We start from the raw sequence: 24,055 nt of genomic DNA, 5'->3' as shown, positions 1-24,055 counted from the left end.
TCGGTGCCGTGCTCATGCCGCAGCCCCCTCACCGTCCGCATCCGTCTCGATCTCCACGACCGAGAACGTGGCGCCTCCCCTGCGCGCGCGGACACTCCCGAGCACGTACCCCCCGGCCGCGGTGACCACGCCCGCCACGATGGCGCCCGCGCGGCCCGCGCCGCCCGGACGCGCGAGCAGCGCGTCACGCAGACCGCGCCCGACACCGGCCGGCAGGACACGCGTGGCATACCGGCGCTCGGACTCAAGCCCTTTGTCCGCACCGACACTTCGCGCCACGAGCGCCTTGGAGAGGCCCTCCGCGTACGTCCGTGCGCGGAAGTACTGGAAGCGCTCCCGTGCCGCGGGGACGCGGTGGTGGATCACCGCGCGGTCGTCGATGAGCAGGATCGCGTCCGGCCTCGCGCGGGTGAGACGGATGCACAGCTCCGTCTCCTCGCAGCCAAGGGGACGCTTGTCGCCGTCGCGCCCGATGCCGGTCGCGAAGCCGCCCGCCGCCTCGAACGCGCTGCGACGGAAGGAGGCGTTGCCGCCCAGGACGTTGCGCACGCGGACCCGCCCCTCGGGCAGCCCCTTGTACGTACAGCCGACGACCCAGTCGAACTCCTCGGGGAACCAGGCGGGCCTGCGCCGTGACTCCCAGATCGGCATGGTGCGCCCGCCCACCGCGAAGACCTTCGGGTCGGCGTACCCCTCGGCGAAGTGGCGCAGCCAGTCCCGCTCCGCGACGGCGTCGTCGTCGAGGAACGCGATGATCTCGCCGCCGGATGCGGCGATCCCGGTGTTGCGGCCCGCCGAGAGGCCGCGGGGGCCCGCGTTCGCGAGCACCCGCACCCCTTCGGTCTCCTTGTACTCCTTGGAAAGGCGGTCGAGGAGCGAGGCGTTGTGGTCCACCACGAGAAGCGTCTCGAGTGCCGCCAGGGACTGCGCCCGCACCGAGGCGACCGCCGCGAGGATGTCCTCCCAGCGGTCCTCGGTGTAGACGCAGATGACGACGGAGATGCCCGCCACCGTGCTACCCCCGTGGTGTCCGGAACCGCTCAAGACACCTCTCCCTGACGCGTGCGGAAGGGCACCCCACGGGTGCTGCGGCGCTTCCCGCGGCGGTTGGAACGCTCCGTGAGGATCACCTTCAGGACGCGCAGACCGTCGCGTACGGCCCTGAGGTTGCTGACGCCGTGGATGCGGAGGTACTCGTGGCTGGGGATCTCCTGCACCTTGAGCCCGGCCTTGACCACCCGGATGTTCATCAGGGTCTCCACCTCGAAGCCCGTGCAGTCGAGCTCTATCTTGTCGAGGCAGTGCCGCCAGAAGGCGTTGTAGCCGTAGCAGAGGTCGGTGTAGCGGGCGCCGAACTTGGCGTTCACGACGGAGCACAGGACGTGGTTGCCGAGCTTGCGGATCGGCGTCATGTCGTCCGTGGCACCGCCGTTGGCGAACCGCGAGCCCTTGGCGAAGTCCGCGCCCGAGACCAGGGCGGAGACATAGCTGACGATCTCGTGACCGTCGGCGGAGCCGTCCGCGTCGACCATCACGATGATGTCGCCGGTGCACGCCTCGAATCCGGTGATCAGGGCGTCACCCTTGCCCTTGCCGAGCTGGCGGACGACCTTCACGTCCGGCCACAGTTCCCGCGCGACGGCCACCGTGTCATCGGTGGAATTGCCGTCCACGAGCACGACCTCGTGGATCCATTCGGGCAATGTCTTGAAGACGTAGGGAAGATTCTCCGCCTCATTCATCGCGGGAATCACGACACTCACCGGCGGTGTGATCGCCAAGTGCGAGGAAATCGGCCGGTAGTTGCCGGACAGCGTCGGCTTGTTTAACGGATCTTGGCCCGGCTCGGTGGCAGGGCGCACAAAAGAAGTCATGAGTCTGATCCCTCTCGTCCGGTGGACCGCCCACCCCCGGGCGGTCCGGATATGTATCCGGTTCGAAAGGGGGGTTCTCACTTGCGCATGACGAAATAGATCTCCGTGCATGCCGAGTGAGCTGGCATCGCGCGGGACGTGACTCGGCACGAATTCAGTCGCCGAGCACGGCACCCCCCTACCGCGCCCCGCGCCGGTTCCATCGCGACCTTGAGCCCTCCCCTAGATCGCGTTGCGTGATGGACCGATGCGGGTGGATGTACGACGGTATTGATGATTGAGACCGTATGGCAAGACCTGGAACGTGGCCTCACGTTTTTGATGATTTGGCCAATCTTGGTGGGCACATACGGAGCGCCCTGTTCCCTCCCGCTACCCCTTATTCGTTCTTTCTTGATCGGATTTGGCCCATGCGTTTCAGCAGCTTGTCGGCCGGTTCAAAGAGTTCCGGCCGTGACAAGACCGTGTTGCGCAGCGCCCTGACCGGAGCGCGCCGCGCCCGGTGACCGATCGCTGCCGGATGGCGCAGAGCCACCCACCCCTCGGACACGGTGAGTTCGCGTGTCTTCAGGGAGTCCTTGTACTGCTTCTGGCCCCGCCCGAGATCGAGATACGCGATGCCGTCGGCGGCGGCCGCCTCGGCCATGCGCAGATGCAGGATCAGGCCGGGCGAGTACTTGGCGTACGCCGGGTCGTACGCAGGGAACCACTGGGCGAAGACCCGTTCGGAGCGCAGCCCGAAGTGCGCGGCGACGGGCACCTCGTCGGCGTAGAGCACGGAGAGCAGGCCGGCGAACTGATCGGACCTGGTGTGGAAGAGCTGCCGGACGAGCTGGTTGATCCACGTGGACGCGAAGCGGTCGCTGCGGCCCGTCCTGCGGTACTGGGCCGACTTCCACTCCATCAGGGTGCGAAGGACCGCGGGGTCGCGCTCGTCGTGCACGTAGCGCACGGTGTCGTGGTCGCGCTCGAGCCTGCGCACCTTGGAGAGCGTCGTGCGGGTGAACTTCGGTGACTTCGCCCTGAGCTGGCCGAGATACGCCTCGTACCCCTGGTCGATGTCCATGACGGGGGAGGCGAAGGAGCCGGAGGCGCCCGCCTCGAACGGCTCCTGGCCGTTGGTCAGATGGTCGAACTCGTACATCGCGAGCCCGCAGGCCCGTAACAGCTCTCGTGCGTCCCACGTGAAGCCGGGCCGGTGCACCAGGCCCTGGCAGTCGGAGACGCCGAGGCCGATGGCCCGGCCGACGCCGGTGATGGATCTCTGGAACGGGAAGAAGGCCGCGGGCTCGCCGCCTTCGCGTACGACCGCGATCCGCACTCCGCGCCGCCAGTGGCCCACCGCGAGGGTGAACTCCGGGGAGAGGAAAGGATTGGCCAGCTCCGGCGAGCCGTGGAGATGGGCCTTGGACTGCAGCGCTGTCCAGGCCGCCCGGTCCGCAGCGGTGAGTTCTCCAGGGCGGTGCACGGTGATGTCCACGTCAGGAGGTCCGCCTCGTCGGGGCACGGCGTCGCAGCCGCCGCGCCAGTACCAGCAGATAGATGAGCGAGCCGATCACGGTGATGGCGGCGACCCCGCCGCGTACCGACCACATGTGGAGGGCGAGCATCGCCTGCGCCACCAACAGGTTGACCGCGAAGGACCCGGAAACGGAAGCAATGATCCGGCCCCATGGATCAAGTCCCCTGAGAGCGGCGCCAATTGCTCCGCCGGGCGCCGCCAGCAGGAAGAACAGGGTGAACGGGGCGCGCAGCGGCGAATCGATGTCCGTGAGCGCGAGCATCGCGCCGACCGCGCCCACCGCCACAGCCGTGCCCGCGAGCAGGGGCAGCGCGTCTTCGTGACGGCCAGGCCGGTCGTGGGGCTCTCGCCCGGTGTCTGATGACGGTGACTTGATCCTGATGGTCTGCATTGGCGACTTTGCCCCCCGAAGCGCCGGATGCCGGGCTTCAATGTCGCGCAGTCGACGGCGGCCCGTCAAGATGCGGAGGGAGTGTGGAGATGTTCGCCGTCAGACCCTTGAACCGTAAGGGAACTCCCTGTGCGGGCAAGGGAATTGCAGAAGAACTCATTGACATGAACACTACCGGCGGCCGTGGGGGAGTGGTACCACAGTCGAGGCAGAAATCCTGCTAAGGGAGGTTCCATGAGATTGTCCCGAATCACGGCATACGCTTCCTCACTCCTCCTCGCCACCGCCTTCGCCCTCACCGGGGCCACAGCGGCTCAAGCGGACCAGCGATCCGATCAACAGGCCGCGGCCACCGGCTATGTGGCACTCGGCGACTCCTACTCGTCCGGTGTCGGAGCCGGCGGATACGACAGCGGAAGCGGGAACTGCAAGCGCACCCCGCGCGCGTACCCCGCGCTCTGGGCGGCCGCCAACTCACCCTCCAGCTTCAACTTCACGGCTTGCTCGGGCGCTCGTACGGGTGACGTCGTGGCCAACCAGCTCGGCCCGCTCGGCTCCGGAACGGGTCTCGTCAGCCTCTCCGTGGGCGGCAACGACGCAGGCTTCGCCGACGTCATGACGACCTGCGTGCTCCAGTCCGAGAGCAACTGTCTCGCGCGGATCGCTCAGGCCCGCAGTTACGTCGAGACGACGCTCCCCGGCAACCTCGACAAGGTCTACTCGGCGATCAGCGCCAAGGCACCGGCCGCCGAGGTCGTCGTGCTCGGATACCCCCGCTTCTACAAGCTCGGCGGCGGCTGCCTCGCCGGCCTCTCCGAGAAGGAGCGCAGCGCCATCAACAGCGCAGCGGACTTCCTCAACTCCACGACCGCCAAGCGCGCCGCCGACCACGGCTTCACCTTCGGCGACGTGACCTCCACCTTCACCGGGCACGAGATCTGCTCGGGCGACGCGTGGCTGCACAGCGTGAACTGGACCAACATCGGCGAGTCCTACCACCCCAAGGCCGCGGGCCAGTCCGGCGGCTACCTCCCCGTGTTCAGCGCCGCGGCGTCCTGACCCTTCAGTCCGGCTCAGTTCGGCGCATAGGAGGAGGCCCCGCCCGTCGGGGTCTCCTCTTCGCATGTCACCGAGTACGCGACCGAGTTGGAGCCGGCCTCCACCGGACCGCGCACCTCCACACTGATGTCGTTCTGATACGTCGAGCCCGGCTCCCCGTCGACCGTCTCCGTGTGGTGCGCCTGCTTGGACTTGCCCCCGCCAGAGGCGAAGCTGAGCGTCTTCCAGCCGGGGTCGCTCGGCTCGCCCGACTTGGTCACCCAGCGGTAGTCGACGGTGACCGGAACCCGCCCCACGGTGAACGTCGCCGTGAACGAGGGGGCCTGCCCGGCGGCCGGCGGACAGGTGCCGCTGTACTCCGTGTTCGCGCCGGTGACCGAGACCTTGACGGACTGCGCCGGGTGCGTGGTCGAACCGCCGTTGCCGCCACCGCCGTCGTCGCCGCCTCCGCCGCCACCGTCCGTGGAGCCGCCGCCGGTGGAGCCGCCGTCACTGCCGCCGCCGTCGCCCGACCCTCCGTCGTCACCGCTGCCCGACGTGTTGCCGCCGTTCTTGCCGCCGTCGGAACCGCCGCTCCCGTTCCCGCCGCTGCCGCCTCCTTCGGAGGACCCGCCGCTGGTGCCGCCCCCGCCTCCGTCGTCACGGTTGACCAGGGCGTAGACGAGTCCGCCCAGGGCGAGCGCCAGGGCGACAAGGCCCGCGGTGAGGACGAGGACCGTGCGGCGCGAGCGCGTCGCAGGAGCCGTGGTGGTCGTGGTGACGACGGGCTCCTGCCGGTACGACGGCGGCGGAAGCGGAGAGGGTACCTGCTGGTGCTGATGTGACTGCTGTGACGTGACAGTCGGCATGTACGGCAGCGGCGTCGCCACCTGGGGGGTGCCGCCCGCCGCGATGAGCCGCAGCTGGTTCTCCGCCTCGGCGGCGGAGATCCGGGCGGCGGGGTCCTTCCGCAGCAGCCCCTCGATGACCGGGACCAGCGGCCCCGCGTTCCGTGGCGGCGGCAACTCCTCGTCGACGACCGCGCGCAGCGTACTGAGCGGGGTGTCCTGCCGGAACGGGGAATGGCCCTCGACGGCCGCGTAGAGCAGCACACCCAGCGACCACAGATCGGACTCGGGCCCAGGGCGCTGGCCCAACGCCCGCTCCGGGGCGAGGAATTCGGGGGAGCCCACCACCTCACCCGTCATGGTGAGGGCCGAACTCCCCTCCACCATGGCGATCCCGAAGTCGGTCAGGACGACACGGCCGTCGTTCGCGATGAGTACGTTGCCGGGCTTGACGTCACGGTGCAGGACCCCGGCGTCGTGGGCGGCCCGGAGGGCGGCGAGCACCTCGGCGCTGACACGAGCGGCCCGCTGCGGGGCCATCGGACCCTCCGCGTCCAGGACGTCGGACAGCGAAAGACCCCGCACGATCTCCATGACGATCCACGGGCGCCCGTCCTCGCTCGCCACGTCATAGACCGTCACCACATTGCGGTGCGGGATACGGGCGGCGGCCCACGCCTCGCGCTCCAGGCGGGCGTACAACCGGTCGACCTCACTGGCCGGGAGCCCGGCGGGCGCGCGCACCTCCTTGACCGCGACCTCGCGGCCCAGGACTTCGTCGCGGGCACGCCAGACCGTGCCCATGCCGCCCTCGCCCAAGGGGGCGAGCAGGCGGTAGCGCCCCGCGATCACACGCTCGTTCTCGCTCACGGGCGTCCCCCATCCGCAGCCGTGCGATTCTCGACAAAACTACCTCAACCGAGCGCGGTTGCCGCCCCCTTGAACACCAATCCACACCCCAGGGCGAGCACGACGAACGCGGAGCCCAACGGCAGGAAACGATGCGTGGTCCGACGCAGCCACCGGGGCCCGTGGACCCGCCGCCCGGCGAGGGACCCGACCCGCACCACGAGGAACCCCGCGGCCGTCAGCGTGACGGCGAGCCCCACCCCGTACGCGAGGACGAGCAGCAACCCGAACCAGGCCTCGCCCAGGGCGGCGGCGCCCACGAGCACGACGACCGCGGACGGACTGGGTACGAGGCCGCCCGCGAAGCCGAGGAAGAGGGCGCCGCGGATCGTGGGCGGCGCCTCGTGCGTGTGGTGGTGATCGGCGTGGTGATGGTGACTGTGCCCGCGCCGCCGCCAGGCCCGCCGCAGGAGCAGGGCCCCCGCTCCGGTGACGAGCACGCCGCTGACCACTCCCAGCCAGGCGATGACCGACGGGGCGGCGGCGGAGCCACCCGCCACGAGCAGCCCCAGGGCGGTCACGCCGAGGGTGTGCGTGACGGTCACCGACGCGGCGAGGGGGAGGACGTCACGCAGGGACGCGTGCCCCCTCGCGGCGGCGCTCGCCGCCATCAACGTCTTGCCGTGCCCCGGCGCGACGGCGTGCAGCGCCCCCAGCAACAGGGCGATGGCCAGGGCGAGTCCGGCGAAGCCGGGGGTGAGGTCGTGGCGCGCCACGAGTCCGGTCAGGGCCTGCGTCCAACGGTCCGCGCCGCGTGGCAGCACGGAGGCCGGTGCCTCCGGCCGCTCCTCGTTCAGGGCGGGGCCGCCCGGCGTGATCCGCAGGGTGGCGGAGTCATCGCCGGGCGGCGAGTCGAGCAGCCGCTCCGGGTAGCGGGTCAGGCGCTTCGACACGGACGCCTCCGGTACGTCCGACGCGCTCAGGGTCATCCGGTCGCCCCGCGCGGTGACTTCCCGCCACCCGGGGCCCGGCTGTCCGGCAGCCGTGAACCGGGCCGCGAGCTCGGTGCCCCGGGGGAGCGGGGCACCGAGCTCGCACTCCACGCGGAGGGTGGGCAGGCCTGCCTGGCCCTCCCGGGTGACCGCCCGGGCCTCCTCCACGCGGAGTCCCGCCGTCCGCCCGTCCACTCGCAGCCGGCTGCCGCGGGCGGCGGCTTGACACCGCTCCTCGGCCCAACTCTCCATGCCCTCACGCTTGATGCGGGGCATGGCCTGGGTGGCCGGGATCTCGGCGAGGTCCTCGATGTGGTCCACGCGGAGGTGCCCCTGGCCCACCACGAGCCCGTCGTACTGATTGACGGTGAAGTTTCCCAAGGGGTGGGCGGAGGCTTCGCCTGCGGGCAGCAGGGCTATTGCGAGCCCTGCGGCCAGGGCGCCCCCGTAGCCGAGGGCGCGGCGCTTCATGGGTGCCCCGCAGTGCTTGTCGCCCGAACGGGCCTTTCCCGCCCACCCGCCCGATTGCCCCGCAGCGAGAACCCCGGGTTCAAGTCCCTCGCCGCCGACTTCCAGCGGCGGGCTGCGTCCGCGTCGCCCGTCGCCCCCTCGATCACGCCTCGGTGGCGCAGGATCGACGCCTCGCGGAAACCCGTGGCCGTGGCCCGGCGGGTGTACGGGAGGGCTTCCCGTGAGCGGCCGTTGACGTGCAGGGCCCAGGCCAGTGCGTCCGCCGTGTGGACCGTGTGGCGCCGTCCCCACTCCGCCTCCGCCGCCCGCAGCGCCTCCTTCCGCTCCTCCCGGGTCCCGTGATCCGTCAACGCGATCGCCGCGTCCAGGTCCGCGTTCACCCCGTTCGCCCGAGCCAGCGACACCCACGCGGACACCAGCGCGTACTGCTCCCGGGCCCTCGCCGCGTCACCCCGCTCGCCCCGCGCCTCGTACAACTCGCCCAGCGCGACCAACGGTCCCGGCAGCGGCGCCCGCGCCACCACCTCCCGCAGCCCCCGTATCGCACGCCCCGCATCGCCCTGCCCGGCCCACGCCCGAGCCCTGCACTCCAGCGCCGGAAGATAGGAGGCGTCCGCCCGCAGCGCCTTCCCGCACTGCTTCAGCGCCTCCCCGTACCGGCCCTGCCGCCAGGCGAGCTCCCCCAGCGCGGTGGCGACGTACGCGACGTCCGCGTCGCCGGACCCCGGCCCCACGGCCTGCGTCAGCGCCCGCCGGGCCCCCGCCACATCGCCACGGAGCTCCCGCACATACGCGTACCGCGTGAACACCGGCACCCCGGGCCGCCGCGCGTCCGCCTCGTCCGCGGCCCGCGCCGCCGCCCCGTACCGCCCGAGCTCGACCAGCGCGTCGATCCGCGACGCCAACGCGCCCTCGCTGTAAGGGTTCACGTCGAGCGCGGCCTCCGCGTGGCGCAGCGCCCCGGCGAAGTCATGGCGGGCGGCGGCCAGCGCCGCCCGTCCCGCGAGCCCCGCGTCGTTGCGGGGCCGCAGCTCCAGGGACCGGCCGAGAGCGCGTTCCGCCTCGCGGTACCGCGACGGGTCACCCCGGGTGCGGGCCTGCTCGACATAGGCCGCCCCCAGCGAAGCCCACGCCCCGAAGTCCCTTGGCTGGTCCCGCAGATGAGCCTGCAGCGCCTCGACGCCACGATCCAGGTCACCGCCCCGCAGAGCACCCGGCGCCACGGCTACGGACGACGGAGGCGGCCGGTCCTGCCCGCTCTCACCGCCGGTCACCACGGCACCCCCGGTGATCGCGAGCGCGAGAACGACAGCCGCCACCACGGACCGACCGCCAGGACGAGGTAATGCGGGTACTGCCATCACTGGATCACTGGACCTTCCGAAGCTTCCGTAGGAGGAGGGAGAGGGCGCGGCCCGCAGGGGGATGGTTGCGGGCCGCGCCGGTCAACGGGGGTGAGGAACTCAGCCGGTCAGGCCGCCGTCCCCGGCGGCCCGCCTGCGCCACCACGCGAGCCCGAGTCCGACAAGCAGCACCCCTGCCGCTCCCGCCGCCCCGGAGGCGATCAGCACGGCGTCGGTGGCGTCGCCGCCACCGCTGTCGTCGGACCCCGGACGTCCGGGCACCGCACCGCCGCCGCCCAGCGCGTCGCGCGCCGAGCTGTCGCCGCCCCCGCCGCCCTTGGCCAGCGGCCCCCGGGACCCGGACGTGGGCAGCGCCACGTACGGGAAGGTGTCGCCGAACTCCTGGTCGTTGACGTCCACCGCGTCGCCCAAGTCGTTCTTGTTTCCGGTGAGTTCGCCCTCGACGGCCTGCAGCTCGATGTCGACGACGTCGTCGGCGAGCCGCCGCCCGTTCGGGAACCCGGCGTTGTCGCCGTCGAGCACCCCGAGCCGCTTGGGCGAATCCGCGGGCTTGACGGATGTGTTGAGCCGCAGGGCCTCGGCGGGCCGGACGCCCGGCGGCTGGTTGAGACCCTTCACGCCCGTCAGGAACACCGACACGAGATCGTTGCGCGGCTCGGCGGGCGCCTTCAGCTTGTAGATCTTCTCCAGGAGCTTCGGCAGCTCCGGCTTGGTCACGTACTTCAGGAAGTCCGCGTCGTTCCAGGGCGAGGACGCGTTGAACTTGTCCTTGTCCTTCTGCGGCACGACCAGTTCGTTGACCAGCGGATTGCCGAGGCGCGACACCTGGGCCCACTTGCCGTTGGCGTTCTTGCGCTGCGTCGTCGACCAGATGCCGACGGTGGGCTGCTTCTCCGACTGCCGTAGCCGGGCGGTCGGCACCTGAAGGGCCAGGGAGTTCACGTTGTAGCCCTTGAGGGTGTCGTTCCCGACCTCCGACAGATCACCGCCGTACAGCAGGTCGAAGACCCGTAGATCCAGGAAGAACGGATCGTCGGCCTGCCCCGCGAACGTCGAGCCCCCGCCCTTGACCGGGCGCACGGCCTGATCACGCAGCTTCTTGTAGTTCGGCATGGACGCCTTGCCGACGTGCGACGGCGCCGCGGGCACGTCGTCGGCGACCTTCGTGGTCGAGACGACCTTCTGGTCCTTGAGCTTGATCAGCTCCAGGTCGTACGTCTGCGTCACGTTCAGGTCGGGATCGTCGAGGCTCGTCACGGGCCCGGTGTTGTAGAGGAACGTGTCGCCGTTCTTGGTCTTCGTGTCGAACGTCCACCGGTAGAGGAGGTCGCCCTGCGCGTCCCCGTCGCTGTCGATGTGGACGTCGTACTGGGCGTCATCGGCGAAGGGATAGAAGTTGGGACCGCCCGCGGGCTCCTCAAAAGGCAGCCAGTTCGCCACGATCGTCGTGGAGTCGGGCTTGTCCGGGCTCACGAACGCGTACACGTCCGTGGTGTCGTACTGAGGCTGCCCCGAGATCAGCGGGGCCTCCCGGTGGCTGGAGGCGTCGGCCGTCTCCGGTCGCAGTGCCGTCACGCCGGCGGCTGCGAGCCCCCCGGCGGCCAGCGCGCCACAGACGAGCGCGGCGAGGCCGCGCTTGCCGCGCCGCCCCGCTCGGCTCCTGGCGATAGCTGTCATCGCGTCCGTCCTTAACTGTTCCTCGCGCGACCCCGCGCTGCGCGCAAGCCGCCTGACGCACGCCATTCGGGGCGAAGGGCCCGGCGGATTGCCCTCGTTCCCAATCCGGTGCCTTGTCCCGTCCCGAATCCCGGTGCGACCGGACATCGACGCACCCGGCCCGGGAGGACGTGAGCCTCCGGGCCGGGGCAGGGGGAGAGGGACGCGCATGGAGCCCGACGAGCTGCTGCCACTGATCGCCGAGGGCGATCAGCGGGCCTTCGAGAAGCTGTACGGCCTGGTCTCCGGGCCGGTCTACGGCATGGTCCGCCGGGTGCTCCGCGACCCGGCACAGTCCGAGGAAGTGGTCCAGGAGGTGCTGCTCGAACTCTGGCGGACGGCGGCCCGGTTCGATCCGGCGCGCGGCAGCGCCCTCGCCTGGATCCTCACGCTCGCCCACCGCAGGGCGGTCGACCGGGTACGCAGCGCCCGTGCGGCGAGCGACCGCGAGCGGCGCGTGGCCGAGCGGGGCGAAGGACCCGCCTTCGACCAGGTCGCCGAGGCGGTCGAGGGCAGCCTGGAGCGCGAATGGGTGCGCCGCTGCCTCCGGCGCCTCACCGACCTCCAGCGCCAGGCCGTCACGCTCGCCTACTACGACGGCTATACGTACCGGGAAGTGGCCCGGCGCCTCTCCGTGCCCCTCGGCACCGTCAAGACGCGGATGCGGGACGGACTGCTGCGGCTGCGCGACTGCCTGGGCGCCGCGACATGAGCGGGGGCTTCGAGAGGGTCGCCGCCGGGCGACCGCGGCCCTGGCGACGCGTCCACTCCCTGGCCGTCCCCTACGCCCTGGACGCCCTCGACCCCCGCGAACTGCGCCGCTTCGAACGGCATCTGGCCCGCTGCGCACGCTGCCGTACGGAGACCAGGGAGCTGGGCGAGGGCACGGTACGTCTGGCGGGAGCGACGGCGGCCCCTCCTCCGCCCGCCCTGCGCGAGCGGGTGCTGAACGCCGTACGCGCGACGGAACAGGAGCCGCCCCAGCGGGCGCCCGTCGCTCCGAGCGCGCCCCCTCGCACCCGCGCGCTCCTTGTTCCCGTCGGCGTTCCCGTCGGCCTCGTCGGCGCCTTCACCGCCCTCGCGATGACCGCGTGCGCGATCCTCGCCGTCCAGCTGGCCCGTTCCGACGGCCGACTGGAGCGAGAGCGCGCCGAAGCACGTGAGATCGCCCACGTCCTGGCCGCTCCGGACGCCCGCGCGAGCGGGGAGAGGGAAACTTGGGGGCGCGGCATCAACGTCGTGGCGTCGGAGTCCAGGCGGCGCGCCGTGGTGAGCGTCACGGGGCTCGCGGCGCCGCCCGAGGGCCGTGCGCACCAACTGTGGCTGCTGCGGCCCGCCTCGGCGCCCCGTTCCCTGGGCCTGCTCGACGGCGAAACGCCCGTGATCGCCACGGGCCTGAGCGCGTCCGCCGCGTCACTGGCCGTGACCGTCGAACCCGACGGTGGCTCAGAGAGGCCCACTTCTGCCCCTCTTGTCCAACTCGCCCTGGAATCAGTTGTATTCGGAGAGTAATCGTCAACCTCCTTACGGGGTAGGTGAATCCTGTGACCGGGATACACGAGTGTCGTGGCGGGGCGATAGGGTTAACCTGCCCTGGGCCGGGTGCCCTCGTACGGGTGGGGAGTGACATGGAACAGATAACGGTGCGCAGCAGGGCGCGTGTCCCTGCGATCACCTGCGGGAGCAGCGCGACCAGCTCGCGTCTCGACCGCCATCTCGCAGTGCTGGGCGGCCCCGCCGTTCCGCAGCGTGAGACGGCGGAAGCGACGTTGCTGATGCGTGAGCTGACCTCACGGGGCGCGCATGACCACAGTGGCCGCGGTGCACGTGTGCGGAGGGTTTCCCTCTTCGCTCCCTTGCGCAGGCTGCGTCGGTCGCTCTTTGGGGGTCGCTGACCACGGGTGGTCGGGGGTTCGGCCGCCGCTCAGCGGCGGATTTGCTCCCACCCACCCGCCCCTTCCCACTCCGCACACGTCACTCATCAAGCACCCCGAGTAACACCCTTGTCACGCACACCTGTTGACGCCGCAACTTTCCGGCCCCAATGTGGCTGGTCGATTGGCTGATACACCCAACCTCACCCCCGGAGGTGCGCGTGTGTGACCTGCACGATCAGCATGAGCATGAAGCACTCCCCGCGAGCGGCCCGGCGTTGAGCCGCCGCCACATCATGCAGCTCCTCGGCGCGGCCGGTGTCACCGCCGGCGTCATGACCGCCGACGCGGACCCGGCGATGGCCGCGGGCGCCGACGACAGCCCGGCAGCCTACGAAGCTCCTGAGGGCCTCGCCGCCGACACCCCCGCCAAGCGCGCGGCGCTCGACTGGATCACCTCCCACGACGACCGGATCACCGGCCTGAACGCCGAGATCTGGGACAACGCCGAGCTGTCCCTGCGCGAGTGGAAGTCCTCCATCGCCGAGGCCGATTTCCTCGAACAGGCCGGATTCGACGTGAAGTTCGGCACCGCGGGCTTCCCGACGGCGTTCACCGCGACGTTCACGCACGCCAAGGGCGGCCCGGTCCTCGGCTTCAGCGGCGAGTACGACGCGCTGCCCGGCCTCTCGCAGAACAAGGGCGTGGGCCACCACGATCCGCGCGAGTACATCCACGACCCCTTCGCGCCCAGCTACGGCCCCGGCCACGGCTGCGGCCACAGCGCGCTCGGCACGGCGGCAGCGGCCGCCGCGGCGGCCGTGGCCCAGGCCGCCAAGAAGCACAAGCTCCCCGTCACCGTGAAGTTCTTCGGCTCCACGGCCGAGGAAGCGCTGATCGGCAAGACGTACGCCGTCAGCAAGGGCGTGTACGACGGGCTCGACGCGTTCCTCGACTGGCACCCCTCGACGGCCAACGCGACCGGCTGGGGCTCCACCACGGCGATGACCGCCGTCACCTTCACCTTCCTCGGTGTGGCAGGCCACGGCGGCACCCCGCTCGGCAACAAGTCCGCGCTCGACGCCGCCGTGATGATGGCGACGATGTCGGAGTTCCTGCGCGAGGAGAACCTCGCGCCGAGCGGCCGACTGCACTGGGTGATCAACAACGGCGGTGACATCCCGAACGTCACCCCGGAGATCGCCGAGATCTCGTACTACGTACGCGAAGGGAGCCCCGCCCGTGTCCAGGTCCTCCTGGACAAGGTGATCGCGGTCTCCGAGGCAGCGGCCAAGGCGTCACAGACGACCGTCCGCCACCGCGTCACCTCGGCCTGCTGGAACCAGCTCCCGGCCAAGGCCTTCGCCGAACTCCTGCACGCGAACATGCGGGAGATAGGCCCGCCCCGATTCCCCTCCGAGGCCCATGAGTTGGCCAAGGAGCTCCAGGAGTCCCTCGGTCTGCCGCAGAAGGGCATGCACGACAAGATCGGTGAACTGACCCCGCCCAACCCGGTGTTCATGGGCGGCGGCTCGACGGACGTCGCCGACATCAGCTGGAACGTCCCCACCGTCTCGATGGGCGCCGCCCTCGCTCCCATCGGCACCAAGATGCACACCTGGTCCACCGCCGCCTGCGCGGCGGCGGCTCCCGGCCAGGCCGCGGTGATCGCGGCGGCGAAGTACCTCGCGGCGACCGCGGTCGACCTGATCACGCAGCCCGAGCGCCTGAAGGCGGTCAAGGACGAGTTCAAGGAGCGTACGAAGGACGTCAGTTGGAAGACCGCGCTGCCGGACGGCTATGAGCCGCCGATGTACGAACCACCGGCGTGGTTCCTCAAGAAGACGGGCCAGAAGTGGCCGCCGTCGAACATCACCTGGCCGCCGAAGCGTGTGGTGTCCCAGGAGAAGTTCTCCTCGCTGGGACCCGAGCTCGCACCTCAGAAGTAAGGCGCGGCCCTCCGCTCACCGTCCTCCGTGCGTGTACCGGCGGACGGCGAGCGGCACGCACACGGCGAGCAGCACGAGCGACCAGAGGATCGCCCCGGCCACGGGGTGCGCCACCGGCCAGGCGGCGTCCGTCGGCACGGGCGCGTCGCCGCACAGGTCACGCACCGCCGTGGCGACCCCGCTGATCGGGTTCCACTCGGCGATGGTGCGCAGCCACCCGGGAAGCCCGTCGGTGGGGATGTACGCGTTCGAGAGCAGCGGCAGCATGAACGTCGCACTGCCCAGCTGTCCCGCCGCCTCCTCGCTCTGCGAAACGAGCCCGAACAGGATGCCGACCCAGGTCGTCGCGAACCGGAAGAGCATCAACAGGCCGAAGGCGCCCAGGGCTTGGAGCGGGCCGCCCTCGATCCGCCACCCCATCGCGAGCCCGACGAGCATCAGCGGCACGAGCCCCACGGCGGTGGTCAGCAGATCGGCGACGGCCTGCCCGAGCGGCACGGCGGAGCGGCTCATGGGCATCGTACGGAAGCGGTCCATGACGCCCCGGTGGGAGTCCTGGGCGGCGGTGAACATGCCGGTCATGATGCCGTTCGCGGCGGTCGCGACGAGCATGCCCGGGACGAGGAAGGCGCGGTAGTCGGCGCCGGGCATGGCGAGGGCGCTGCCGAAGACGTAGCCGAAGAAGAGCAGGAAGACGATGGGCATCGTCTGCGTCATGACGAGGATGGCGGGCGCGTGCTTGATGCGCTGCAGATGCCGGCTGAGGACGGCGGAGCCGTCGTAGAGGATGGCGCTCAAGGGGGAACTCCATGGGTAGACCCCACCCGCTCGCTACGGGGCAATCGGGCGGGTGGGCGGGAAAAACCCGCCGCGAAGCGGCGGTCTAGGAAACGCGAGCGGCGACGAGCCGCAGAAAAACCTCGTCCAAAGTCGGCGCCCGAAGCGTCGCGTCCACAACAGGCACCCCGGCAGCATCAAGCTCCCGTACGACACGCGGAAGCGTGAGATCCGGGTCCAGGGCGACAACCCCGGCGGTACGCCGCTCGGCATCGAGGACCGGCTCACCCCCGGTGAGCTGATCCAGAACGACCGCGGCACCGGCCAGCGCCTGCTCGGCCGAGTCCAGCGGGAGCACCACCTCGACGTAACTCCCGATCTGCGCCTTCAGCGAGGCAGGCGTGCCGCGATGCGCGGCACGCCCCCCGTCGATCAGGACGACCTCGTCGGCAAGCTGATCGGCCTCCTCCAGATACTGCGTGGTCAGCAGCACGGTCGTCCCCTCGGCGGCCAGTTCCCTGACGGCGTCCCAGATGCCGTTACGGCTGTGCGGATCGAGTCCGGTGGTCGGCTCGTCGAGGAAGAGCACTCTCGGCCGCACCAGAAGACTCGCGGCGAGGTCGAGCCGCCGCCGCATGCCGCCGGAGTACGTGCGTGCGGGACGGTCGGCCGCGTCCGTGAGGCCGAACCGTTCGAGCAGCTCGTCGCCCCGCGCCCGCGGAGCCCGCAGCAGCCGGGCGAAGAGCCGCAGGTTCTCCCGGCCCTTCAGATCCCCGTCGACGGAGGCGTACTGCCCGGTCACCCCGATGAGCCGCCGCACCGCGGCAGCCTCCCGCACCACGTCGTGCCCCGCGACGAGCGCCTTCCCGGCATCCGGCGTCTGGAGCGTGGTGAGCAGGCGCACCGCGGTCGTCTTGCCCGCCCCGTTGGGGCCGAGCAGCCCGCAGACGGCGCCCTCGGGGACGGCGAGGTCGAGGCCACGCAGGGCGTGGACGTCACCGTAGCGCTTCTCCAGACCCTCACTAAGTACAGCGTACGTAGAAGTCATGTCCGCACGGTACCTCACTACGTACGCTGTACGTAACTAACATGGTGAGCGAGGTGATGATCAATGGCGGGCCGAGCGGCCGAACCGGAAGTGATCTGGGCGCGCCCCGAGCGTGCGGGCCGAGGCCCGAAGCCCGCGTACAGCAGGGCGGACATCGCGGCGGCAGCCGTCCGCATCGCCGACGCGGACGGCATCGACGCGGTCTCCATGCGCAGGGTCGCGGCCGAGCTCGGCTGCGGCACCATGTCGCTCTACAACTACGTGCCGCGCAAGGAAGACCTGTACGAGCTGATGGTCGACGCGGTCAGCGGCGAGTACGAGCTGCCCGGGGGACCGCCCGGCTGCGGCTGGCGCGCCGAGATGCTGGCGCTCGGCCGCCAGACGCGCGGGATCGTGCGACGCCACCCGTGGCTGCCGCGGATCATGTCCACGCTCTACGGCTTCAGCCCGAACGCCCTGCGCTATCTGGAGCACTGCCTCGGCGCCCTGGAGGGGCTCGACGCGCCCTACGGCACCAAGATGGAACTCATCGGGATGGTCAACGGCTCGGTCATGACGTTCGTCGTCAACGAGTTCGCCATGGCGGAGCGCGCCCGGTCACTGCCGTGGTCGGAGGAGCAGGAGCAGCAGGTGCGGTTCGCGTATCTGGCCGGGCAGGTCGCGGGCGGGGCCTATCCACGGCTCGCGGCGGCACTCACGGAGGGCCCGTCCCCCGGTGACCCCGACGAACTCTTCGACAGGATGCTGAACCGGCTCCTGGACTCGTTCGCCTGAGAGGCGTCCAGATCGGTGACGGCACAGACCGGTCGACCCAGTGGCCAGTGGGCTCAGCGGCCAGTCGACTGTCGACTCAGCGGCCAGTTGGCTCAGATGAGGGCGAACTGGCCGCCGGGGCCTTCCTCATGGTGGTCGAGCACGGACGCGGGGCGTCGCGCGGCGGCCGGTACGGGAAGCACGCCCGCCCGGCGCAGCGTGTCCGCCGTGATGCGGGAGCCGAGCCCAGCGGCCAACTCCCGTTGCAGCGGGTGGAGTTCCGCCAGCAGTGCGAGCACCGTGATCAGCTCAAGGAGTTCGGACGTCCAGGCCTGTGGCCACTCCGCGGGGCGGATCGCCTCCAGGGAGCCCGCCTCACCTGCCGCCATCCGCCGCTCGAACCACAGCTCAAGGATCCGCACCCCGCTCACCTCGAAGTCCCACGCCTCCCGCGGCACCGGCGAGATGCGGCCCGCGTCCACGCACAGGGCCTCCTCGTCGGCGTCGTACGAGATTTCCGCGGGGCGGGCGGGGAGCGGCGCACGGACGTAGGGCCGCCGGCCACCGGGGAGCTTCGGCCGCGCACCGTCACCGCGCGCCTGGAGTGCGAGGATGCGGTGCCCCAACTCCGTACCCTGCGCCCAGAGCCCGGCGTCGGACGTCAGCGGCACCCGGCACCCGGACGGTGACGCCTCCGCGACGGCGAGCGTCCACGCCAGCAGGTCCCCGGCGTCGTCGACGTCCTGGCCGAGCGCGTCGGAGAGATACGCCAGCAGGCCGGGCGCCACATTGGGTTCGAGGCCTCCGGGGCGGCGGAACAGCGGCCGGATGCGCCCCGGCCGCCCGGCGGGGGAGCGGCCGTCCGGCAGCACTGCGGATGCGAGCACCGCAGGCCCCGTGGAACCGGTGACGTAGCCCTGCTCGACGAGGAACAGCTGCCCCTTGCCCGCGACCCGCCACAGCTCCGGGCGCGCGGCGTCGATGAGCCGGTGGTCCGGGATCAGCCACTGCTCGTCGAAGGGGCCGTGCAGGACGCGCACCGGCTCGGGGCAGGGGCCCGACTCGGCGGCCAGCGGGACCGTCGCGCCCTGGTGGCCCGGGAGTTGGGCGACCGCAGTGTGCAGGGTGCGCGAGCGCGAGGGGGAGAGCAGCCGCTCACGCTCCGCCGCGTCCGCCCGCACGAACGCCGCCCAACGGGCTCTGAGGGATGCGGCGTCAGGGTCCATCGGCCACCCGCGGCCCGGCCGGAGCGGTGCGACGGACCACGGCATCAGGTCGGCGAGCAGCGCCGCTTCGTCGTGCGTCACGCCCGGCATCGTACGTGGAGACCCTTACGTCGCGTCGAGGGTGACCGTGAAGGAGAAGCGGTCGCCGCGGTAGTGGATGCGCGCCACGTCCAGGGCGCGCCCGTCCTCGTCGTACGTGATGCCCGTGTAGTGCAGGATCGGGCTGAGCAGCGGCACTTCGAGGAGACGGGCCGTCTCCGGGTCGGCGAGCGTGGCCTCGACGGTGTCCGTGATGCGGCTGATGCGGACGCCCACCACATCGCGCAGGACCTTCGTCATGGGCCAGCGCGTCAGGTCGTCGAGGTCGATACGCTCCGCGAGCTCGGGGCGGATGAAGTTATGGGCGTGATTGGTCGGTTCGCCCGTCTTCTCGTCGCTGCGCAGCCGGTGGTACGTCGCCACCTCGGCCAGATCCGGGAAGTGCTCGACGAGTTCGGCGGAGACCGGAGCCGTGCCGTGTGCGAGCAGCCGGGTGCTCATGCCCGACTGCTGGGCCACGATCGCGTCGACCGAGCCGAGCAGCCGGACCGGTGAGCCGCGCTGGGCGCTGGGCTCGATGAACGTGCCGCGCCGCCGGTGGCGGGTGATCAGACCCTCGTCCTCGAGCTCCTTGAGCGCCTGGCGCATGGTCAGGACACTCACGCCGTAGTGCCCCGCGAGCTGCTCCTCGGTGGGCAGCCGGAGCGGGGCGTCGGGCGTGCGGCCGAGTATCGAGGCGCGCAGGGACTGCGACACCTGATACCAGAGCGGCAGTTTGCGATTCAGGACGATCGAGTCCGGGGCGAAAGCGGTCACGGTCTCTCCGAATCAGTCCGCATCAGTTTCGAAAATGGCGCTCCAGACCCTCCCACACATCGTCGTATCCGCGCTGCAGATGGGCGGCCTGAGCTGCTTGTTCGGTCGCCGTCACCGGCCAGCGGGTCTCGAACATGAAGGCAAGCCCGTCGTCGATCTTCTGCGGCTTCAGCTCGGCGGCCGACGCCTTCTCGAAGGTGTCGCGGTCGGGTCCGTGCGCCGACATCATGTTGTGCAGCGAGCCGCCGCCGGGCACGAAGCCCTCCGCCTTCGCGTCGTACGCGCCCTCGATCAGGCCCATGTACTCGCTCATCACGTTCCGGTGGAAGTACGGCGGCCGGAAGGTGTCCTCGCCGACCAGCCAGCGCGGCGCGAAGACCACGAAGTCGACGCCCGCGAGGCCCGGCGTATCGGACGGCGAGGTGAGGACCGTGAAGATCGACGGGTCCGGATGGTCGTAGCTGATGGTGCCGATGACGTTGAAGCGGCGCAGGTCGTACACGTACGGAACGTGGTTGCCGTGCCAGGCGACGACGTCGAGGGGCGAGTGGTCGTAGGTCGCCTGCCACAGGTTCCCGCAGAACTTGTTCACCACGTCCACCGGGCGGTCGTCGTCCTCGTACGCCGCGACGGGAGCCCTGAAGTCCCGTGCGTTGGCAAGGCCGTTCGCGCCGATCGGACCCAGGTCGGGGAGCTGGAAGGCCGCCCCGTAGTTCTCGCACACGTACCCGCGGGCGGTGTCGTCCAGGAGCTCCACGCGGAAGCGCACCCCGCGCGGGATCAGCGCGACCTCGCCCGGCTCGGCGCGCAGCAGGCCGAACTCGGTGCGAAGGAGCAGGCCGCCCTGCTCGGGCACGACGAGGAGTTCGCCGTCCGAGTCGCTGAACACCCTGTCCGTCATGGAGGAGTTGGCGTGGTAGAGGTGCACGGCCATGCCGGTGCGCTGGGTGGCGTCGCCATTGCCGCCCAGCGTCCACAGGCCCGCGAGGAAGTCCGTGCCGGGCGCGGGCACCGGGAGCGGGTTCCAGCGCAGCCGGTTGGGGTCGGGCGTCTCGGTGAAGGGCGCGGTCCGCAGAGCGCCGTTGTCGACGCGGGTGAACGCCGGGTGCGCGGCCGAGGGGCGGATGCGGTAGAGCCACGAGCGGCGGTTGTGCGCGCGGGGCTCGGTGAAGGCGGTGCCGCTCAGCTGCTCCGCGTACAGGCCGAGGGGTGCGCGCTGGGGTGAGTTGCGGCCGTGCGGAAGGGCGCCGGGCATCGCTTCGGAGCTGTGTTCGTTGCCGAAGCCGGAGAGGTACGTCAGTGCCTCGGCCGTCTTGCGCGGGTCGTTCGCGTCCGCACGTCCGGCGTCGCTGGTGTGTTCCCGGCTCATCATCGCTCCCTCGTCAACGATTCCTATGGGACACCGTAGGATTCAGGTTTTCCTTCCGCAAGGGGGACCCATGGATGTGAACGATGCTCTACTCTCCCGGGGATGCCCCGCCGTGATCAGCGCAAGCCGCCGCCACCCCCGAGAACCCTGCGCCGCGTGCCCGTGCAGGAGCGCAGTGCCGAGCGTCTGACCCGCATCCTCGACGCCTGCGCCGGCCTCCTGGACGAGGTCGGCTACGAAGATCTGAGCACTCGCGCCGTCGCCGCCCGCGCGGGCGTCCCGATCGGCTCGGTCTACCGCTTCTTCGGCAACAAGCGGGCCATGGCCGACGCCCTGGCCCACCGCAATCTCGACGCGTACGGAGAGCGCGTGGCGGCGCGCATGGCCGGCGTGGAGCGCGGCGACTGGCGCGGCGCCGTCGACGCGGCCTTCGACGAGTACCTCGCCATGAAACGCAGCGTCCCCGGCTTCGGCCTCGTCGACTTCGGCATTCCATCGGCCCCCGGCGCGATGCCGGACGCCAACTCGGATGTCGCCGAACGAGTTGCGGGACTGCTCGCCGCCCACATCGACCGGCCGCTCGACAAGAAGCTGCGCCGCACGGTGCTCGTCGGCGTCGAAGCGGTGGACGCCGTCCTCCAACTCGCCTTCCGCGCGCACCCGTCGGGCGACCCTGACCTGATCGAGGAGACGCGGACCCTGCTGCACTCCTACTTCGCGGGCTCGCTGGACTGAACCGGGCTCGCGGATTCGCGAGGAGGGCCGGCGGATTCGCGACCTCACCCCTCGCGGGTCCTGACGCCATGCATACCGGTCGGTATGGTGAGAGCGCACGTGCGCCGTAGCCGCCGCTCTGGAGGGTCCTCCATGCCCAGCACCGCCCTGCGTATCTGCCCCCTCTGCGAAGCCACCTGCGGGCTCACGCTCACCATCGAAGGACCCCCTGACGGCGCCGAAGGCGCGCGCGTGACCGGTGTGCGCGGGGACCGGGACGATGTGTTCAGCCACGGCTTCATCTGCCCCAAAGGCGCCTCCTTCGGAGAGGCCGACTCCGACCCCGACCGCCTGAAGGGCCCCCTCGTACGCAAGGACGGCGTACTCCAAGAGGCAAGCTGGGACGAGGCGTTCGACGCCGTCGCCGCAGGGCTTCGCCCCTTGATCGAGCGCTGCGGTCCGCAGGCGATCGGCGTCGTGCTCGGCAACCCGAACGTGCACACCATGGCGGGCGGTCTCTACCCATCCGTCCTGCTGAGCTCGCTCGGCACCCGCAACATCTTCTCCGCGAGCACCGTCGACCAGATGCCCAAGCACGTGTCCAGCGGGCTCCTCTTCGGCGACGCGTTCGCGATCCCGGTGCCCGACCTGGACCGCACCGACCATCTGCTCCTGCTCGGCGCCAACCCCCTGGACTCGAACGGGAGCCTGTGCACCGCCCCAGACTTCCCGGGCAAGCTGAAGGCGCTGCGCGCGCGGGGCGGCACGCTCACCGTCGTCGACCCGCGCCGCACCCGTACCGCGAAGCTCGCCGACCAGCACCTCGCGATCCGGCCCGGCACGGACGCGCTGCTGCTCGCGGCCATGGCCCAGGTCCTCTTCGAGGAGAAGCTCACCGGCATCGGCGCCCTTGAGGACCAGGTGGAGGGCGTCGATGACGTGCGCGATGCCGTACGCCACTTCACCCCCGACGCCGTCTCCGCCGCCTGCGACGTGCCCGCCGACACCATCCGCGCCCTCGCCCGCGACCTGGCCGCCGCGCCCACCGCCGCCGTCTACGCCCGCGTGGGCGCGAGCACCGTCGTCTACGGCACGCTCACCAACTGGCTGGTCGACGTCCTGAACGTCCTGACCGGCAACCTCGACCGGCCCGGCGGCGCCCTGTTCCCCCTCTCGGCCACCGACCGCGCGCCCCGCCCGGCAGGCCCCGGCAAGGGATTCGCGCTCGGCCGCTGGCACAGCCGCGTCAGCGGGCACCCTGAGGCCAAGGGCGAACTGCCGATCGCCGCGCTCGCCGAGGAGATCGACACCCCCGGCGACGGCGCGATCCGCGCGGTCGTCGCCGTCGCGGCCAACCCGGTCCTCTCGGCGCCCGACGGCGACCGCCTCGACAAGGCCCTGGCCTCACTGGACTTCATGGTCAGCGTCGACCCGTATCTGAACGAGACCTCCTGCCACGCCCACGTGGTCCTGCCGCCGCCCCCGCCCTCCCAGAGCGCGCACTTCGACTTCGCCTTCAACGGGTTCGCCGTGCACAACCAGGTCCGCTACACCCGTGCCGCACTGCCCCTGGCGGGCGGCAGGATCGCCGAGACGGAGATCCTCGCGCGTCTCGTCCTGGCTGCGAGCGGGATGCACGGCGCCGATCCTGCGGCCGTCGACGCCATGGTCATCGACAAGACCCTCGGCAAGGCCGTCACCGAGCCGCACTCGCCCGCGTACGGCCGCGACCCCAAGGAACTGGCCGCTCTCCTCACCGGCGACAGCGGCCCCGAGCGGCGGCTCGACCTGATGCTGCGCCTCGGCCCCTACGGCGACGGATTCGGCGCACGCGAGGACGGGCTCACCCTCGACCGGCTCATCGCGCACCCCCACGGCATCGACCTCGGACCGCTGGAGTCCCGCCTCCCGCAGGTCCTCAGGACCCGCAGCGGACGCGTGGAACTCCTCCCGGGGCCGATCGCGGACGACCTGCCCCGCCTGACGAACGCGCTGCGCGCCGCCCCGGACGAGCTCGTCCTCGTAGGACGCCGTCATCTGCGCTCCAACAACAGCTGGATGCACAACGTCCGCACCCTCACCGGCGGCTCCAACCGCTGCACCCTGCACGTCCACCCCGAGGACGCGGCCCGCATCGGCCTCGACAACGGCGGCCACGCGCGCGTGGAGGCCGCCGGCGGCCGGATCGCCGTCCCCGTCGAGGTGACCGACGCCGTGCGCCCCGGCGTGGTCAGCCTGCCGCACGGCTGGGGCCACGACCGCCCCGGCACCCGTCTGACCGTCGCCGCCGAGAACCCCGGGGCCAATGTGAACCAGCTCCTGGACGGCTCTCTCCTCGACCCGCTCTCCGGGACGTCCGTACTCAACGGCTTCCCGGTGTCCGTGCTGCCTCTGCTGCCGGCAACTCGTTGACCAGGAGTTTTGC

Annotated in this window: 21 protein-coding genes; 8 read left to right on the top strand and 13 right to left on the bottom strand. The window is 71.1% G+C overall.

The annotated features are described in order from the left end of the window. Window positions 1–12: 12 nt before the first annotated feature. The 4 genes from E5671_RS13085 to E5671_RS13070 all read right to left on the bottom strand — a co-directional run bounded on the left by E5671_RS13085 (window position 13) and on the right by E5671_RS13070 (window position 3,787). Window positions 13–1,044 carry a glycosyltransferase family 2 protein gene (locus E5671_RS13085; RefSeq protein WP_202121104.1) on the bottom strand — a complete coding sequence of 344 codons (1,032 nt, stop codon included), beginning with the start codon at window positions 1,042–1,044 and terminating at the stop codon, window positions 13–15. Then, on the bottom strand, window positions 1,041–1,874 hold the full coding sequence (locus E5671_RS13080; RefSeq protein WP_160504146.1) for a glycosyltransferase family 2 protein: 834 nt from the start codon (window positions 1,872–1,874) through the stop codon (window positions 1,041–1,043). The genes E5671_RS13085 and E5671_RS13080 overlap by 4 nt, the downstream gene beginning before the upstream one ends. 379 nt (window positions 1,875–2,253) lie before the next feature. After that, window positions 2,254–3,354, bottom strand: coding sequence for a GNAT family N-acetyltransferase (locus E5671_RS13075; protein WP_160504145.1), 1,101 nt, complete (start codon window positions 3,352–3,354; stop codon window positions 2,254–2,256). A 1-nt stretch (window position 3,355) separates the two neighbouring features. Then, entirely contained in the window at window positions 3,356–3,787 is a 432-nt protein-coding gene (locus E5671_RS13070; RefSeq protein WP_160504144.1) for a hypothetical protein, read from the bottom strand. 234 nt (window positions 3,788–4,021) lie between these two features. On the opposite strand from E5671_RS13070, the gene E5671_RS13065 reads away from it, so the two are divergent. Next, on the top strand, window positions 4,022–4,846 hold the full coding sequence (locus tag E5671_RS13065; RefSeq protein WP_160504143.1) for an SGNH/GDSL hydrolase family protein: 825 nt from the start codon (window positions 4,022–4,024) through the stop codon (window positions 4,844–4,846). A gap of 14 nt (window positions 4,847–4,860) precedes the next feature. On the opposite strand, the gene E5671_RS13060 is transcribed toward E5671_RS13065, so the two are convergent. The 4 genes from E5671_RS13060 to E5671_RS13045 all read right to left on the bottom strand — a co-directional run bounded on the left by E5671_RS13060 (window position 4,861) and on the right by E5671_RS13045 (window position 11,026). Continuing rightward, window positions 4,861–6,477 carry a serine/threonine-protein kinase gene (locus E5671_RS13060; RefSeq protein WP_237330554.1) on the bottom strand — a complete coding sequence of 539 codons (1,617 nt, stop codon included), beginning with the start codon at window positions 6,475–6,477 and terminating at the stop codon, window positions 4,861–4,863. A gap of 110 nt (window positions 6,478–6,587) precedes the next feature. After that, window positions 6,588–7,985, bottom strand: coding sequence for an urease accessory protein UreH domain-containing protein (locus tag E5671_RS13055; RefSeq protein WP_160504141.1), 1,398 nt, complete (start codon window positions 7,983–7,985; stop codon window positions 6,588–6,590). Beyond that, on the bottom strand, window positions 7,982–9,304 hold the full coding sequence (locus E5671_RS13050) for a tetratricopeptide repeat protein (RefSeq protein WP_336605743.1): 1,323 nt from the start codon (window positions 9,302–9,304) through the stop codon (window positions 7,982–7,984). Before E5671_RS13050 ends, E5671_RS13055 begins: the two co-directional genes overlap by 4 nt. A 144-nt stretch (window positions 9,305–9,448) precedes the next feature. Beyond that, complete coding sequence (locus tag E5671_RS13045) at window positions 9,449–11,026, bottom strand: DUF4331 domain-containing protein (protein ID WP_160504139.1); 1,578 nt, start codon at window positions 11,024–11,026, stop codon at window positions 9,449–9,451. Between the two features lie 208 nt (window positions 11,027–11,234). Between E5671_RS13045 and E5671_RS13040 the strand changes: the two genes are divergently transcribed. The 4 genes from E5671_RS13040 to E5671_RS13025 all read left to right on the top strand — a co-directional run bounded on the left by E5671_RS13040 (window position 11,235) and on the right by E5671_RS13025 (window position 14,888). After that, complete coding sequence (locus tag E5671_RS13040) at window positions 11,235–11,777, top strand: sigma-70 family RNA polymerase sigma factor (protein WP_160504138.1); 543 nt, start codon at window positions 11,235–11,237, stop codon at window positions 11,775–11,777. Further along, the gene (locus tag E5671_RS13035; protein WP_160504137.1) at window positions 11,774–12,577 is read left to right on the top strand and encodes an anti-sigma factor; all 804 of its coding nucleotides are present in this window, start codon (window positions 11,774–11,776) and stop codon (window positions 12,575–12,577) included. Before E5671_RS13040 ends, E5671_RS13035 begins: the two co-directional genes overlap by 4 nt. Before the next feature lie 116 nt (window positions 12,578–12,693). After that, window positions 12,694–12,960, top strand: a complete 267-nt coding sequence (locus E5671_RS46210; RefSeq protein ID WP_160504136.1) for a hypothetical protein — start codon at window positions 12,694–12,696, stop codon at window positions 12,958–12,960. 200 nt (window positions 12,961–13,160) lie between these two features. After that, window positions 13,161–14,888, top strand: coding sequence for an amidohydrolase (locus tag E5671_RS13025; RefSeq protein ID WP_336605742.1), 1,728 nt, complete (start codon window positions 13,161–13,163; stop codon window positions 14,886–14,888). A gap of 15 nt (window positions 14,889–14,903) precedes the next feature. Here the strand turns inward: E5671_RS13025 and E5671_RS13020 are convergent, their stop codons facing one another. Both E5671_RS13020 and E5671_RS13015 read right to left on the bottom strand, forming a co-directional pair. Beyond that, window positions 14,904–15,686, bottom strand: coding sequence for an ABC transporter permease (locus E5671_RS13020; protein ID WP_160504134.1), 783 nt, complete (start codon window positions 15,684–15,686; stop codon window positions 14,904–14,906). A gap of 85 nt (window positions 15,687–15,771) precedes the next feature. After that, window positions 15,772–16,713: an ATP-binding cassette domain-containing protein gene (locus E5671_RS13015; protein ID WP_160504133.1), complete on the bottom strand. Its 942-nt coding sequence runs from the start codon at window positions 16,711–16,713 to the stop codon at window positions 15,772–15,774. Window positions 16,714–16,776: 63 nt separating this feature from the next. Here E5671_RS13015 and E5671_RS13010 point away from each other — a divergent pair, with 63 nt between their 5' ends. Then, window positions 16,777–17,487, top strand: coding sequence for a TetR/AcrR family transcriptional regulator (locus E5671_RS13010; protein ID WP_160504132.1), 711 nt, complete (start codon window positions 16,777–16,779; stop codon window positions 17,485–17,487). A 92-nt stretch (window positions 17,488–17,579) separates the two neighbouring features. Here E5671_RS13010 and E5671_RS13005 read toward each other — a convergent pair whose 3' ends face one another. The 3 genes from E5671_RS13005 to hmgA are packed head-to-tail and all read right to left on the bottom strand — an operon-like array spanning window position 17,580 to window position 20,916. Beyond that, window positions 17,580–18,782, bottom strand: coding sequence for a type ISP restriction/modification enzyme (locus E5671_RS13005; RefSeq protein WP_202121103.1), 1,203 nt, complete (start codon window positions 18,780–18,782; stop codon window positions 17,580–17,582). A 15-nt stretch (window positions 18,783–18,797) separates the two neighbouring features. Then, window positions 18,798–19,547, bottom strand: a complete 750-nt coding sequence (locus E5671_RS13000; RefSeq protein WP_160504130.1) for a UTRA domain-containing protein — start codon at window positions 19,545–19,547, stop codon at window positions 18,798–18,800. A 22-nt stretch (window positions 19,548–19,569) separates the two neighbouring features. Continuing rightward, on the bottom strand, window positions 19,570–20,916 hold the full coding sequence (hmgA, locus tag E5671_RS12995) for a homogentisate 1,2-dioxygenase (RefSeq protein WP_160504129.1): 1,347 nt from the start codon (window positions 20,914–20,916) through the stop codon (window positions 19,570–19,572). Between the two features lie 102 nt (window positions 20,917–21,018). Between hmgA and E5671_RS12990 the strand changes: the two genes are divergently transcribed. Both E5671_RS12990 and E5671_RS12985 read left to right on the top strand, forming a co-directional pair. Next, window positions 21,019–21,651 (top strand): TetR/AcrR family transcriptional regulator, encoded by a 633-nt coding sequence (locus E5671_RS12990; protein ID WP_160504128.1) that lies wholly within the window; start codon window positions 21,019–21,021, stop codon window positions 21,649–21,651. 132 nt (window positions 21,652–21,783) lie between these two features. Further along, entirely contained in the window at window positions 21,784–24,042 is a 2,259-nt protein-coding gene (locus tag E5671_RS12985; protein WP_160504127.1) for a molybdopterin-dependent oxidoreductase, read from the top strand. Window positions 24,043–24,055 lie beyond the last annotated feature (13 nt).

Origin of the sequence: Streptomyces sp. BA2, assembly GCF_009769735.1 — a bacterium.
Lineage (GTDB): Bacteria > Actinomycetota > Actinomycetes > Streptomycetales > Streptomycetaceae > Streptomyces.
This window is presented reverse-complemented; position numbering and strand designations above follow the sequence as displayed.

What these genes read in the sequence shown, in the direction of transcription:
- E5671_RS13080 (WP_160504146.1), bottom strand. Translation starts at nt 1,874, where the DNA reads ATGACTTCTTTTGTGCGCCCTGCCACCGAGCCGGGCCAAGATCCGTTA.
- E5671_RS13070 (WP_160504144.1), bottom strand. Translation starts at nt 3,787, where the DNA reads ATGCAGACCATCAGGATCAAGTCACCGTCATCAGACACCGGGCGAGAG.
- E5671_RS13065 (WP_160504143.1), top strand. Translation starts at nt 4,022, where the DNA reads ATGAGATTGTCCCGAATCACGGCATACGCTTCCTCACTCCTCCTCGCC.
- E5671_RS13060 (WP_237330554.1), bottom strand. Translation starts at nt 6,477, where the DNA reads ATGGGCACGGTCTGGCGTGCCCGCGACGAAGTCCTGGGCCGCGAGGTC.
- E5671_RS13055 (WP_160504141.1), bottom strand. Translation starts at nt 7,985, where the DNA reads ATGAAGCGCCGCGCCCTCGGCTACGGGGGCGCCCTGGCCGCAGGGCTC.
- E5671_RS13045 (WP_160504139.1), bottom strand. Translation starts at nt 11,026, where the DNA reads ATGACAGCTATCGCCAGGAGCCGAGCGGGGCGGCGCGGCAAGCGCGGC.
- E5671_RS13040 (WP_160504138.1), top strand. Translation starts at nt 11,235, where the DNA reads ATGGAGCCCGACGAGCTGCTGCCACTGATCGCCGAGGGCGATCAGCGG.
- E5671_RS13035 (WP_160504137.1), top strand. Translation starts at nt 11,774, where the DNA reads ATGAGCGGGGGCTTCGAGAGGGTCGCCGCCGGGCGACCGCGGCCCTGG.
- E5671_RS46210 (WP_160504136.1), top strand. Translation starts at nt 12,694, where the DNA reads ATGGAACAGATAACGGTGCGCAGCAGGGCGCGTGTCCCTGCGATCACC.
- E5671_RS13015 (WP_160504133.1), bottom strand. Translation starts at nt 16,713, where the DNA reads ATGACTTCTACGTACGCTGTACTTAGTGAGGGTCTGGAGAAGCGCTAC.
- E5671_RS13010 (WP_160504132.1), top strand. Translation starts at nt 16,777, where the DNA reads ATGGCGGGCCGAGCGGCCGAACCGGAAGTGATCTGGGCGCGCCCCGAG.
- E5671_RS13005 (WP_202121103.1), bottom strand. Translation starts at nt 18,782, where the DNA reads ATGCCGGGCGTGACGCACGACGAAGCGGCGCTGCTCGCCGACCTGATG.
- hmgA (WP_160504129.1), bottom strand. Translation starts at nt 20,916, where the DNA reads ATGAGCCGGGAACACACCAGCGACGCCGGACGTGCGGACGCGAACGAC.
- E5671_RS12990 (WP_160504128.1), top strand. Translation starts at nt 21,019, where the DNA reads ATGCCCCGCCGTGATCAGCGCAAGCCGCCGCCACCCCCGAGAACCCTG.
- E5671_RS12985 (WP_160504127.1), top strand. Translation starts at nt 21,784, where the DNA reads ATGCCCAGCACCGCCCTGCGTATCTGCCCCCTCTGCGAAGCCACCTGC.